Here is an 11815-nt window from a genome sequence, read left to right as displayed (position 1 = left end):
TCTCGGGGCTAGGGATAAGTCTATGCCGCTATTCGCCCTCACGGACCAGTTTATTGCGGTCCGGGTTGAGATGCTGGAGCAGATAGCGTGGAGTGCGGCGCATCGGCTCATGGGGCGGTAGAACGCGGGTGCGCGCCTTGTAGTCGCTGATTTCCCAGTGGGCCGGATCCCAAAAGGATTGCCAGTCGCCGCCCCATGTCAGATGCAGCTTGCGGTCCTTGGGCAGTTGCGCGTTGACGCGCTCCAAGGCCAGCTTGCCGAGGACGCCGAGCAGCGCCCATTCCTGCCGAGACATGTCCCAATGGAACAGGCCGTGCACAATATCGACGGCCTCGCCGATATTGTGGGCGGAATGGGGATAGCGCACTTTGCTGGTTCCCTTGGCATAGTGCGCGTCTTGAGTGGCCTTGTCGCGCAAAGCGCAGTGGACGTAGAGCGGGATGCCGCGCTTTCGCGCGGCCTCTTGAAACAGCGCCGCCCAATAGGCAAGGCGCAGGTCAACATAGGCCCAATCGGCCCGATCCCATTGCGACAGATGCCCGGTTGAACTGATAAAGTTCGGAGCCTTGAGACGTTCGGGGGCGTTCCAGACCCCCGGAATATCATCCGGGGGGCCGAAGAACCGAGGGTCGGGGTCGGGGGAGTTGGCGCGTATCCGCGCCAACCATTCAGACAGTCTCATGAGCATCGCCCGTTTCCTCGGTTTGTTCGGGGGCAGCTTCGATGCCCGGCTGCACGGATTTTTCCGCCGCATCACGGGCGGCCCGGAGAGCCGCCGCCTCGCTGCGGATTTCCTTGAGCACCGAGCGGCGTTCGAGTTCGAGCATGCGCATTGCGCGGGTGACTTCCGCCAGTTGCCCGCTTTCGTGGGGCATGCGGTCGATGTTCGTGTAGACCTCACCATAGGGGCGATGACTGGTGACAGGGGGCGGCATCCAGAATATGCGCGCGCCCTTGGGCGCATCGACGCGCCAGGTCACCGCTTCCGAGAGGTCGATTTCGAAGGACGTCCCGACTTCCGCGAGGACTTCATAGCCTTCGGCTTCGACATAGAGCGGGGCGGGCGCGCTACACCGCACCCGCAGGATACCTTTCCCGGCTTGGATTTTTTCATTCAGGTTCACCTCGGACCATGCAAAAGGGTCAAGTTTCATGGATCAATCCTCGGGCTGGCCGGCATCGCGCACGGCTTCATATTCATCGTTGTTTTCGGCGAGGACATCGCCGATTTGAGTGTTGCCGCGAATGGCAACCACATGGCGCGCGACGCATTCGAAGGCGTCGGCGTTCTGGTCGGCGAACACATCGTGCGGGAACGGTTGAGGCGCGAGGAAATGGGTTTCCGAATAGGTCGGATCCACGATTTCCGTTTGCCAGATATTGGACCGGTTTTCGGTCCAGCCGCCGCCGGGCGTCGCCATGTAGAAATCACCGCCAAGGCGGGTGAAGTCACGGTTCCACTTGTCGTTCATCGGCTCATAGCCGTAGAGGCCATTGGGCTGTGTATGCTTGGCGTCAATACGGCGGTTCTGGACCAGATCGACGGGTTCGACCCGCTGCACATCGCGAAGGGCGTTCGGCAGGTCATCGAACTGGCTGCAATACAGCCATTCATCGGACATGCGTTCATCGACCCGTTCCGGCAGCACTTCGACCGTGAAAATGACGACGCCGCCCACGTCCTGATGCGGGACGTTGAGCGACAGCTTGGCCGAGGCCCGGCCCAGCGTCACGGACTGGTCGAGATTGGCGGCATCCGTCGCAAAGCGCTCGGCAAAGCCGACCGGCACACGAGCAGAATCAAGCAACCACGGCCGCTTGAACTGGTCGGGCGGGACACTGATGCCCTGCATCAGAAGGGCAACGATGGTGTCATCGTTATCAAAGCCGGTGCTGTCATTGCCAGCATAGGCGGTCCGCAGCTTGGCGAATGCTTGGGTGGTGCGGGCCTTGTCAATGTCGGCCAAAGTGATGCCGATGGACTGCCCAGCCAATTCCGCAAATACCTGCGGAGCGCCATCCGCCCATGCGAAGGCGGGATAGACACCCTGCCGTGCAAGAGCCGGCACTTGCCCATCCGACCACACATTGTTGCTGGCCGGCGACGCCGGCGCGGCGGGGTTGGCCGAACCGTCGCCTTTGATGGCAAGACCGGAAACCGGCAGTTGACCTGCCACGACGTCCAGATCAAGCGCACCGACGATAAGCGCGCGCTCATAATCTGGCACCACCCGCGACAGGCGCGAGGACGGCCAGAATGCCGGGGGAAGTGAGGTCGCCGCCGCAATATCCTCAGTGGCGTATTTCCGGCGAGTGAGGCGCGACGAATGCGCTGCAAGCCTGAAATTATAGATGACGTTGAAGGCGTCGATCAGATCGGTATTGATTTCCGATCCCACCTGAACGTGCAGGCCGAGCGTCTTGAAAAATTTCGACGCTGCCACAGTGGCAAGGGCGGTCCCATCGACCACATCATAGAACGGCGGAGGGTCGCGATCGGCAGCGCCGAGCGACTTGATCTTCTCGCCGGTCATGGCGTGCATGAGTTCATCGCGGCCCGGGAATTGGGGATGCGACGACTTGGGAACGAACCAAGCCTGAAAGTTCGCATGCACCGCGTTGAGCAACGGCTTCGGCATTTCCTTCAACTGCAGGTCGATACCGACGCTGCCCGCGGCGCTGTCGCCCGGATGCAGAGGGAAATAGCCCACCGGCACCACAATGCCAGCGCGGGCGCTGGTCATGGTGACCGCGGTATCCTTGCGGGTGGTCTGATTGAATGAGACCGGAGTTGTAGATTGGCGAGCCATTATTTACCTTTCCTTTTCTTGAGGTCTTTGCGAACGTCAACGTCCCATACGCCCATTGCACGGGTCCAAAGACCCGTCATCCCGGGCGGATGTCGGAACATATCGCGCGCATATTCTTCATGCGCTTTCGCTTTCTGGTCGGGCGTCCCCGACATAGAGAGACGGGCGCGCTCTGCCATGCTTTCGCGCCAATCCTGTTGTTTTTGATAGCTTACGGCGGCAGCCGCCGACGCTACTTCATCGAGTCCATCCGCGCCAGTCGCAGGCACAACATAGGGCCGCGCCAATACAGGGGTATCAAGCAATGCAACGCCCGAAGTGCTGGGAACTTTCTCGACATCCACTTCACGGCCCAAATAGGGGCCGGCAAAGGGCGAATTGACCGTCCTTGCATTTTGCCCATTTGATGCCGTTGCCGCCCGGCGACCAAATGTCGCCGACGACAGCATTTGCCCGAGACGGGCATTATCAAGCGCAATCTGGGATTTGGCTTGGTCGATTTTGACCTTGGCAAGGTCGAGTTCGAGTTGATCGGCAGCACGGCGGCGGGCGGCGTCGCCGGACGTAATATCATTAATGTCTTTGAGACCGCCGGTTATCAGATCGATGGACGCGAGCGGCGGCGCATCGCCGCCACCCGCCACACCATACGCGCCACCCGGCTGACCATATTGCAGCATGGTAAGCCGGTTGATGCCATATTGCTTTTCCGCCTCGGTCGCGCCCTGCGCTTGCGACAGCAGATTGTCGCGCGGGGTGGGGTCTTTTTTCTTTTTGCCAAAGAGGTCTTTAACCCCTTTGCCAATGCCGAGAAGACTACCGGCAAGAGAAAAAATAGACATTAGAGCCACCCCGCATGTTTAAGGTGACGGGGGGGTAAGTGGCTGGGTTCCCCAGCAACTTCATTCCAAGTCAGCCGCAGGTCGCGGCAGAGCGTGGCGGGTGAAACCCAATAGATAGCGCAGACAAGCAGCGCCTCGGGGGGGATATTTGCGTCGGGATCAAAGAGCCAATCCTCGACGCGGGAATGCCCCCAAAGCCAAGCCTGCGCTTCCTCATAGGTCGAGACCGACCTTGGGTAAGCAGACGGGCGCATATCAGCCCCCCAACGGGAAGCTGATGCCGGGGAGCACAAGACCGCCACAGACCGCGTTGTAATACGCGGGCACCATGGTGGCGGCGACAGCCCCGGCAGCGCCGAGCAGCAGGGGCACGATAGTGTTGATGGGTTTCATGGATTATCTCCGCTGAAGCAGCGGCGGGATGCCGCTCAACCAGCAGGTAGCAGAGCAACAATAATCCGTATTATGTAATTCAAACAGATTTGCGCAGCACCCGCTTGACACCTGCTGGCATGGACCCACCATCTGGCCCTGCACGGAAATACAGGACGAACCATGGATCTACGCCAGCTTACGGACGACCTTGCAGTCGCGCCCCAGATCGAGCCCGAGGATATTCGCCGGCTGGCGGATGCCGGATATACTACCGTGATCGCGAACCGGCCGGACTCGGAACTTGAGCCGTCGCATCACAGCCGCCGGATGGCGGAGCTGGCGGCACAGGCCGGGATCGCGTTCCACTATGTGCCCATCATGCCCGGGCAGCTTGGCCCGGAACAGGTGCAGGCGCTGCGCGACATCGTCGAAAACGCCGAGGGCAAGGTTCTGGCCTATTGCCGTTCCGGCACCCGCTCGACCATGGCATGGGCGCTGGGTCAGGCCGGACGGCGGCCGACGCGGGACATCATGCAGGCCGCGGCCAGCGCCGGGTATGATCTGTCCGACCTGATCCCGCGCTGAGCGCTGAAATGACGGCCGCCTGACCGGGCGGCCGTCCGTCGGTTCAGCGGGCCAGTTCGCGCACCACCATGCCGCGGGGGCTGATGGTGACGGTGACGGGTTCGCCCTCGGGGTTGACGGCCTCGACCTCGATGCGCGGGCCGTCGCGGGTGATCGCGCCGGGCTGAGCATAGCCGGCATCCTGCAACAGACGCTGCACGGCCGCATCATCCAGCACTGTCGAGGCCGCCTGCGGCCCGCGGTCGCCGCGGTGGAAATGCTGCATGCGCTTCATCATCTCGCCGCGATCGTTGCCCCGATCCTTGCCGCGCCAGTCCATGCCGCGATCCTGGCCGCGGTCCCTTGCCCCACGCGCCTTGTGGCCCTTGCCGTCCATCTCGCCCCGGCCAAAGCGTTGCAGCGTGCCGTCATTGCCAAAGCCGGCGCGGATCCCCTGCCCCTGCGCGTCGGTGCCAAACAGCATCACCCCCTGATCACCGCGGCCAACTCCTTGAATCTGGGCGAAATCCTTGGTGGTGGCGTGGTCTCGGACCGCTTGGGGCAGCAGGCGCTGGACCAGATCGGCGGGCAGCGCGGCGCCCTCGGCGCGGATCATGCGCAGCTCGCCCTTGCTGTCCAGCATGGCGCGGAATGCGCCGCCTCCGGGCAGATTGCCCCGCACCTGCTGACCGCGGCGGGACTTGCCGACGGTGGCGTCGGTGATGCCAAGATCGACCAGCGCCTGCGGCAGCGCGGCTGCGGCGGGCTGGGTTGCGGCCGGGGCTGCGGGTTCAGCCGGGGCTTGGGTGGTCTGCGCGGCCAGCGGTGCGGCCAGTGCCGCCATCGCCACCATGACCGCGGCGGAATTGCGAAGCGTGCGAAGCATTGTAATTTCCTTTCGTTCGCATCTTTCCGGGTTGCCTGTTATCCCGGATCGAATCGTAATCTAGCCGGCCAAGCCCGAACGAAACCCCAACGGCCCGTTTGGTTTCCGTTTGGGTTTCAGGGTAAAGATGGGACGATGCGCCTGCGATTCATCATTCCCGTCGCCCTTTTTCTGGTCGCGCTGGCGCTTGCGCTGACGGCGGCGCATCGCTGGGATCATCGCCCGGGGCATGGCCCGGCGCGACACCACGACCCGATTGCGGCCCCCTCTTATGATTTCGAGGATGCGCCGCCCGGCTGGATGGCCGAGGTGATCCCGATGCATCAGGCCGTGCGCCGCGTCACCCGTCGCTTTGACGGTCGCGTGTTGGACATCGCGCTGCTGCCGTCCTCGTCCGACGGCCCGGCGCTGGTCTATCGCATCCGGCTGCTGACCCGTGCGGGCGACGTGCTGGATATCCGCATGGACGCGCTGGAGGGGCGGATCATCGAGCTGAGCGGCGCCGATCTGTCGGGCGTCCGCCGCGGCAAGCACAACCGAAAGGACTGAGATGCGCTGCCTGATCGCCGAGGACGACCCCACGCTGTCCGCCCAGCTGGCCCGCGCCATGGCCGAGGGCGGCTTTGTCGCCGATGTCTTTCACGACGGCGAGGCCGCCGAATTCGCCGGCGCGACTGAGACCTATGACGTGGCCATCCTCGACCTGGGTCTGCCCGGGCTGCCGGGGCTTGAGGTGCTGTCGCGATGGCGGGCGCAAGGCGTGGCGATGCCGGTCTTGATCCTGACCGCACGCGGCGACTGGACCGACAAGGTGGCGGGGTTCCGCGCCGGCGCCGACGACTATGCGGTCAAGCCCTTTCGGCTGGATGAGGTGGTGCTGCGCGCCCAGACCCTGGTGCGCCGCGCCGCCGGCCATGCGCAGGCGGTGCTGACCGCCGGGCCGCTGTCCTATGACACGCAGCTGGGCATTATCACCCGCGACGGGGTGGCGCTGAAGCTGACTCCGTTCGAGACGCGGATCCTTGGCTATCTGATGCACCATCCCGACCGCGTGGTCAGCCGCAGCGAGCTGAGCGACCATCTGTATGACGCCGGCAGCGACCGCGACCACAAGTCGCTTGAGGTGGTGATCGGCCGGCTGCGCCGCAAGATCGGCGACGGGCTGATCGAGACCCGCCGCGGCGAAGGCTATGTCTTGCGGCGTGCGCCGTGATGCTTGATTCCATCCGCGCGCGGCTGCTGGCGGCGGCGGCGCTGTGGCTGACGCTGGTGCTGCTGGCGGCGTGGTGGTTCATCGGCGGCGTGCTGGAACGCTTTGTCACCGAGCGTTTCGACGCCGAGGCCGCGGTGATCGCCGAGACCCTGATCGCCGGGATCGAGCCGGGCGCGGGGGCCGGGTCGGGAATTGACGCCTCCTCTGCCCTCGTCGAGGTCACGCGCCCGCCCGCCGATCCGCGGCTGTCGCTGCCGCTGTCGCTGTGGAGCTGGCAGTTGGAAACCTCGGATGGGGATTTCATCGCCCGTTCCGCCTCGCTGCTGGACCTGCGGCTGGATGCGCCGCCGGGCAGCTACGCCGGCCAGCCCGGCACCGGCCCCGACGGCGAGCCGCTGCGCGTCATGCGCGCCGTTTTTACCCTGCCGGGGGTCGAGCAGCCGCTGGCGGTGGTGGTGACCGTGCCGCGCGCCGAGATCGACGCCGCCATGGCGCTGGTGCGCCCGCCGCTGGCGCTGGCGCTGGTGGTGCTGGGCGCGGGGCTGGCTGTGGCGACGCTGGTGCAGGTAGGCTGGGGGCTGCGCACGCTGGACGCGCTTGGCCGCGACATCCGCCGCATCCGCGCCGGTCAGGCCGAGCATATCCCCCTGCCCCCGGTGGCCGAGCTGCGCCCCGTCGCGGCCGAGCTGAACGCGCTGCTCGACGCCAACCGCTCGGTCATCGCGCGGGCGCGCGAGCATCTGGGCAATCTGGCGCATTCCCTGCGCACGCCGCTGTCGGCGCTGGCCAACACCCTGCCGGACGACCACCCCGGCCGGGCGCTGGTGGCGCGGATGGACCGGCAGATTTCATGGCACCTGCGCCGCGCCCGCAGCGCCGGGCAGCCGCGGCTGCTGGGGCACGCGACCCCGGTGGCGCCGGTGGTGGACGACATCCTGATGGTCCTGCGCCGCCCGGCCGAGGACCGCGGCCTGCGCATCGCCACCGCCTGCGACGCGGCCGCGCGTTTCGCCGGCGAGCGGCAGGATCTGGAGGAAATGCTGGGCAACCTGCTGGAAAACGCGGTGAAATATGCGCGAACTGCGGTGCAGCTGTCCGCAAGTGGCGCCGCCGGCCGCCTGATCATCACCATCGAGGACGACGGCCCCGGCATGGAAGACAGCGACCACGCCCGCGCCCTGTCCCGAGGCGGCCGGCTGGACGAGATGGGGCCGCCGGGTGCGGGGCTGGGGCTGGCGATCGTCGCCGATCTGGCCGGGCTGCACGGCGGCGGGCTGGCGCTGGGGCGCTCGGCTTTGGGCGGGCTGCGGGCCGAGCTGACGCTGCCGGGCTGATTCACGCATCAAGGGGGCGTTGCCCCCGCCGGCTGTCGCCGGCTCCCCCAGGATATTTGTGCGATGAAGAAGCACCACGGCGGCCGATTGTTGTCTGGGTGTGGCTGGTGCCCGAGGTCGGACTCGAACCGACATGACTTGCGTCGGCGGATTTTGAATCCGCTGCGTCTACCATTCCGCCACTCGGGCCACCCTGCCCGTTTATGCGCAACGAGACCGCCGCGCAAGCGGGGTTCAGGTGGCGAGTTTCGCCTGCCGCGCGGCACGCAGCCGGGTGAAATCCTCGCCCGCGTGATAGGATGACCGGGTCAGCGGCGTGGCCGAGACCATCAGGAACCCCTTGCCCCAGGCGGATTTTTCGTAGCCCGAGAATTCCTCGGGGGTGACAAAGCGGTCCACGCGGTGGTGTTTGGGGGTCGGTTGCAGATACTGGCCGATGGTGATGAAATCGACATCGGCCGCGCGCATGTCGTCCATCACCTGCATCACCCCCTGCCGGTCCTCGCCCAGCCCCACCATGATGCCGGATTTGGTGAACATGGCGGGGTCCAGTTCCTTGACCCGCTGCAACAGCCGCAGCGAGGCGAAATACCGCGCCCCCGGCCGCACGGTGGGGTAAAGCCCCGGCACGGTTTCCAGATTGTGGTTGAACACGTCGGGCCGCGCCGCCAGCACGGTTTCCAGCGCGTCCGCGCGGGCTTTCAGGAAATCGGGGGTCAGCACCTCGATGGTGGATCCGGGCGAGCGATGGCGGATCGCGCGGATGGTCTGGGCGAAATGCTCGGCGCCGCCGTCGTCCAGATCGTCGCGGTCGACGCTGGTGATGACCACGTGTTTCAGCCCCAGCGTGGCGACGGCATGGGCGACGCGCCCCGGCTCGAACACGTCCAGCGCGTTGGGCTTGCCGGTGGTGACGTTGCAAAAGGAACAGCCGCGGGTGCAGATCTCGCCCATGATCATCATGGTGGCGTGGCCCGCGCTCCAGCATTCGCCGACGTTGGGGCAGCCGGCCTCTTCGCAGACGGTGGACAGGCGGTTGTTGCGCAGGATGTCGCGGGTGTCCTTGTAGCCCTGGCTGGTCGGGGCCTTGACCCGGATCCACGACGGTTTCCTGGGCTGGCTCTGATCCGGGCGATGGGCCTTTTCAGGGTGGCGCAGGATCGGGGGCGCGTCGGACATCGGTGATCCCTTCGGGCTGGGCAACGGCTTGATGACGCGCAGCGTATCCTTGCGGCAGGGGTTGATCAACTGCCGGTCGCGGCCCAGATACCGTGTCGGGACGGAAAATTTCTGCGCGTCGGCGAGGCGGCGCCACGATCCAGATGGGGACAACTGCATGAAGCCCGGCGAAAGATTGCCCGAAGTGACGTTTCAGACCCGGATCCGCGATGCCGAAATCGGGGGGCCGAATCCGTTTCGCTGGCACGCGATGACCACCAGCGACTATTTCAGGGGCAAGCGCGTGGTGCTGTTTTCGCTGCCCGGCGCCTTTACGCCCACCTGCTCGACCTATCAACTGCCCGAGTTCGAAGAGGCCGCCGTCGAGATGGCAGAGCTGGGCATCGACGAAATCTATTGCCTGTCGGTCAACGACGCCTTCGTGATGAACCAGTGGGCGCGCTCGCAAGAACTGGCGAACGTCAGGGTGATTCCGGACGGCTCGGCCGAGTTCACCGAAAAGGTCGGGATGCTGGTGCGCAAGGACAATTTGGGATTCGGCTGTCGTTCGTGGCGCTATGCGGCCGTGGTCGATGACGGCGTGATCGAGCGCCTGTTCGTCGAGCCGGGGAAATGCGACAACCACCCCGAGGATCCTTACGGCGAATCCTCGCCCGAGGCGATCCTGGCCTATCTGCGCGACCGCGCCCGCGCGGCGGCCTGAACGGGGCGCCGGAACGGGGACACCCCCGCTCCGGCACGGTCCCCGCGCGCGGGGGGTCAGCCGATCATCGGGGTGCCGCGGCCATAGCGTTCCAGATAGTGGCGTTCCAGCCGCATCAGCGCCAGCCGCAGCACCACCTTGCCCGAACGCGCCGACCAGCCCAGGCGGCGCTCGGTCATCTCGATCCCTTCCAGAAAGCAGCAGACCCGCAGCACCAGATCGCCCATGCCGGGGCCAAGCTCGCGCAGCGCCTCGGCCACGCGGCTACGCGCCGCATCCGAGCCGCCGCCGGCGCCCGGCGCAAAGCCTGCGTCGATGCCGGCGGTCATGAAACCATCCCAGTTCTGGGTGATGCGGGTGCCCATCTGGGCCAGCTCGAAATCCTCGCGCAGCCGCTCGCCCGCCGCCACCATGCCGGGGTCGAGAAACGGCTGCCCGTTGGCGTCGCGACGGCGCGCCATCATCTGCAACGGGCTTTCCGCGGCGTTGAAGCGGGCGCGGCGGCGGCCGCCTTCGGGGTCGTCGATTTCGCGGTCTTCCATCACCCGATGGGCCTGCGCCTCGGCGGGGCCGAGGTCGTCGGGGTGCTTGCAGGGGGGCTGGCCAGGACGTTGGTCGCCGCGCTGGTCGGGGGCGGCATATGGCGCCTGCGCCTCTGCCATTCCCGGTCCGACCGGCAGCGCGCCCCCAAAATCGCGGGGCAGGGGCAACCCGGCGCCGCGCCCGGCCGCCATGGATTTCAGCGCGGCGCGCCCGGCGGCGCTGATCCGGTGGCGGGTGATGCGCCCCTGCGTCACCAGCGTCACCCAGCCATTCAGCGCCAGCATCTCGGCCAGGCGGCGGTCGAGGATCGCAGTGCGGATGTCGGCGCGGGTCACGATCGCCTTGTCCATCCCCTCGGCCACCGCCAGCACCGCGCCGGGCTCGGCCAGCCGCCGCAGGACGCGGCGCGCCTGGGCGAGGTCCGCGGACGAGGGCCCGCCCTGCCCCATCCCCTGCCCCGTCACCTGCCCCGCCGCGTCCACCGCGCGGTCGACCAGCGGGTCGTCGCGGCGGCTTTCGAACCTGCGGATGCGGCGCAGGATGGTCGAGGCATGGCAGCCGGTTTCCCGCGCCAGCGCCCGGATTGATTCGCCCCCCTGCACATGGCGCAGATACAGCCGGGCATCGTCGGGCAGCGCGGCGATCTGCTGCGCGGACTGGTCCTGCTGGCCCGCTCTGGCCGTGCTGCCGGGCGGCACCGCTGCACGGAACGGCGGAACTGCTGCCCCGCCCGAGAAACCACCCGTCAATATGGTCATGTTATCTTGTCCTCTGTCATCCTCGGGCCAAGCCGGCCCTGGGCCTGCACCTGTCGAAAAGGACAGGTCCGGGACCACATCGGTGACGAATGGCTAAGATTTCCTAAAGATCATTAACCATACCGGACGCTGCATCGACGACTTATGCAACAACCACACATTGAGTGCAGGATCAGGGCCGCGACCCACAACCCCTTTCCGGAGACCCGAAGATGAGCGTGATGTCCAATATCCTGGCATTTCCCGCCTGCGCCGTTCCCACATACGCCGTGCCGGTGCCGGCCGCTGCTGCCCATGCAGCCGCACCCCTGCGCCGGCCGGCGGTGCTGATCCGGGCGGCAGTCGCCGGGCAGGCGCTGTGGCGGCGCGAGCGCGATCTGCGCAGGGTGCTGGGCAGCGATTCGACGCCAGCGCCGGGGCGGGCGCTGTTGCGGCTGCGCGAGGACGAGGAACGGCTGAACACCGCCCGGCTTGACGGCGCCGCCGACTACGACATGCGGCGGCATGTGTTGCTGCTGGTCGCGATTCTTGCCGAAACACGCCGTGCGGCCCAGCCTGATGTCCGCCCCGATTCCCGCCCTGTTTCCCGGCTGCGCGGGCTTGGCTGA

At 66.3% G+C, this 11815-nt stretch carries 14 protein-coding genes and 1 tRNA gene; 6 read left to right on the top strand and 9 right to left on the bottom strand.

The annotated features are described in order from the left end of the window. Positions 1-28 precede the first annotated feature (28 nt). The 5 genes from BLW83_RS08230 to BLW83_RS15705 form a co-directional block, all read right to left on the bottom strand. On the bottom strand, positions 29-682 hold the full coding sequence (locus BLW83_RS08230; protein WP_177172519.1) for a M15 family metallopeptidase: 654 nt from the start codon (positions 680-682) through the stop codon (positions 29-31). After that, positions 669-1154 (bottom strand): hypothetical protein, encoded by a 486-nt coding sequence (locus BLW83_RS15710; protein WP_090847385.1) that lies wholly within the window; start codon positions 1152-1154, stop codon positions 669-671. Before BLW83_RS15710 ends, BLW83_RS08230 begins: the two co-directional genes overlap by 14 nt. A gap of 3 nt (positions 1155-1157) precedes the next feature. Next, positions 1158-2744 carry a hypothetical protein gene (locus BLW83_RS08220; RefSeq protein ID WP_090847383.1) on the bottom strand — a complete coding sequence of 529 codons (1587 nt, stop codon included), beginning with the start codon at positions 2742-2744 and terminating at the stop codon, positions 1158-1160. Positions 2745-2809: 65 nt separating this feature from the next. Then, positions 2810-3652: a hypothetical protein gene (locus BLW83_RS15445; RefSeq protein ID WP_143042786.1), complete on the bottom strand. Its 843-nt coding sequence runs from the start codon at positions 3650-3652 to the stop codon at positions 2810-2812. A 255-nt stretch (positions 3653-3907) separates the two neighbouring features. Further along, complete coding sequence (locus BLW83_RS15705) at positions 3908-4045, bottom strand: hypothetical protein (RefSeq protein ID WP_177172518.1); 138 nt, start codon at positions 4043-4045, stop codon at positions 3908-3910. Between the two features lie 162 nt (positions 4046-4207). On the opposite strand from BLW83_RS15705, the gene BLW83_RS08210 reads away from it, so the two are divergent. After that, positions 4208-4612, top strand: coding sequence for a protein tyrosine phosphatase family protein (locus tag BLW83_RS08210; RefSeq protein ID WP_090847379.1), 405 nt, complete (start codon positions 4208-4210; stop codon positions 4610-4612). A gap of 43 nt (positions 4613-4655) precedes the next feature. Here BLW83_RS08210 and BLW83_RS08205 read toward each other — a convergent pair whose 3' ends face one another. Then, positions 4656-5477, bottom strand: coding sequence for a hypothetical protein (locus BLW83_RS08205; protein WP_090847377.1), 822 nt, complete (start codon positions 5475-5477; stop codon positions 4656-4658). A gap of 135 nt (positions 5478-5612) precedes the next feature. Here BLW83_RS08205 and BLW83_RS08200 point away from each other — a divergent pair, with 135 nt between their 5' ends. Genes BLW83_RS08200 through BLW83_RS08190 form a run of 3 tightly spaced genes read left to right on the top strand, consistent with a single transcriptional unit; the run spans position 5613 to position 8024 of the window. After that, positions 5613-6026 carry a PepSY domain-containing protein gene (locus tag BLW83_RS08200; RefSeq protein ID WP_090847375.1) on the top strand — a complete coding sequence of 138 codons (414 nt, stop codon included), beginning with the start codon at positions 5613-5615 and terminating at the stop codon, positions 6024-6026. A gap of 1 nt (position 6027) precedes the next feature. Continuing rightward, complete coding sequence (locus BLW83_RS08195) at positions 6028-6690, top strand: response regulator transcription factor (protein ID WP_090847372.1); 663 nt, start codon at positions 6028-6030, stop codon at positions 6688-6690. After that, entirely contained in the window at positions 6690-8024 is a 1335-nt protein-coding gene (locus BLW83_RS08190; protein WP_090847371.1) for an ATP-binding protein, read from the top strand. The genes BLW83_RS08195 and BLW83_RS08190 overlap by 1 nt, the downstream gene beginning before the upstream one ends. A gap of 105 nt (positions 8025-8129) precedes the next feature. Here BLW83_RS08190 and BLW83_RS08185 read toward each other — a convergent pair. Further along, a tRNA-Leu gene (locus tag BLW83_RS08185) sits at positions 8130-8213 on the bottom strand. Between the two features lie 45 nt (positions 8214-8258). Beyond that, positions 8259-9203 carry a lipoyl synthase gene (gene lipA / locus BLW83_RS08180; RefSeq protein ID WP_090847628.1) on the bottom strand — a complete coding sequence of 315 codons (945 nt, stop codon included), beginning with the start codon at positions 9201-9203 and terminating at the stop codon, positions 8259-8261. A gap of 157 nt (positions 9204-9360) precedes the next feature. Between lipA and BLW83_RS08175 the strand changes: the two genes are divergently transcribed. Then, positions 9361-9906, top strand: coding sequence for a peroxiredoxin (locus BLW83_RS08175; protein WP_090847368.1), 546 nt, complete (start codon positions 9361-9363; stop codon positions 9904-9906). A gap of 56 nt (positions 9907-9962) precedes the next feature. On the opposite strand, the gene BLW83_RS08170 is transcribed toward BLW83_RS08175, so the two are convergent. Beyond that, entirely contained in the window at positions 9963-11207 is a 1245-nt protein-coding gene (locus BLW83_RS08170) for a DUF6456 domain-containing protein (protein WP_143042784.1), read from the bottom strand. 212 nt (positions 11208-11419) lie between these two features. Here BLW83_RS08170 and BLW83_RS08165 point away from each other — a divergent pair, with 212 nt between their 5' ends. Beyond that, positions 11420-11815, top strand: a complete 396-nt coding sequence (locus tag BLW83_RS08165; protein ID WP_245728684.1) for a DUF6477 family protein — start codon at positions 11420-11422, stop codon at positions 11813-11815.

This window comes from Paracoccus alkenifer, from assembly GCF_900108405.1.
Lineage (GTDB): Bacteria > Pseudomonadota > Alphaproteobacteria > Rhodobacterales > Rhodobacteraceae > Paracoccus > Paracoccus alkenifer.
This window is presented reverse-complemented; position numbering and strand designations above follow the sequence as displayed.

Excerpts from the sequence above, each read along its gene's own strand:
- BLW83_RS08230 (WP_177172519.1), bottom strand. The coding sequence starts at position 682 with ATGAGACTGTCTGAATGGTTGGCGCGGATACGCGCCAACTCCCCCGAC.
- BLW83_RS15710 (WP_090847385.1), bottom strand. The coding sequence starts at position 1,154 with ATGAAACTTGACCCTTTTGCATGGTCCGAGGTGAACCTGAATGAAAAA.
- BLW83_RS08220 (WP_090847383.1), bottom strand. The coding sequence starts at position 2,744 with ATGACCAGCGCCCGCGCTGGCATTGTGGTGCCGGTGGGCTATTTCCCT.
- BLW83_RS15445 (WP_143042786.1), bottom strand. The coding sequence starts at position 3,652 with ATGTCTATTTTTTCTCTTGCCGGTAGTCTTCTCGGCATTGGCAAAGGG.
- BLW83_RS15705 (WP_177172518.1), bottom strand. The coding sequence starts at position 4,045 with ATGAAACCCATCAACACTATCGTGCCCCTGCTGCTCGGCGCTGCCGGG.
- BLW83_RS08210 (WP_090847379.1), top strand. The coding sequence starts at position 4,208 with ATGGATCTACGCCAGCTTACGGACGACCTTGCAGTCGCGCCCCAGATC.
- BLW83_RS08205 (WP_090847377.1), bottom strand. The coding sequence starts at position 5,477 with ATGCTTCGCACGCTTCGCAATTCCGCCGCGGTCATGGTGGCGATGGCG.
- BLW83_RS08200 (WP_090847375.1), top strand. The coding sequence starts at position 5,613 with ATGCGCCTGCGATTCATCATTCCCGTCGCCCTTTTTCTGGTCGCGCTG.
- BLW83_RS08195 (WP_090847372.1), top strand. The coding sequence starts at position 6,028 with ATGCGCTGCCTGATCGCCGAGGACGACCCCACGCTGTCCGCCCAGCTG.
- BLW83_RS08190 (WP_090847371.1), top strand. The coding sequence starts at position 6,690 with ATGCTTGATTCCATCCGCGCGCGGCTGCTGGCGGCGGCGGCGCTGTGG.
- lipA (WP_090847628.1), bottom strand. The coding sequence starts at position 9,203 with ATGTCCGACGCGCCCCCGATCCTGCGCCACCCTGAAAAGGCCCATCGC.
- BLW83_RS08175 (WP_090847368.1), top strand. The coding sequence starts at position 9,361 with ATGAAGCCCGGCGAAAGATTGCCCGAAGTGACGTTTCAGACCCGGATC.
- BLW83_RS08170 (WP_143042784.1), bottom strand. The coding sequence starts at position 11,207 with ATGACCATATTGACGGGTGGTTTCTCGGGCGGGGCAGCAGTTCCGCCG.
- BLW83_RS08165 (WP_245728684.1), top strand. The coding sequence starts at position 11,420 with ATGAGCGTGATGTCCAATATCCTGGCATTTCCCGCCTGCGCCGTTCCC.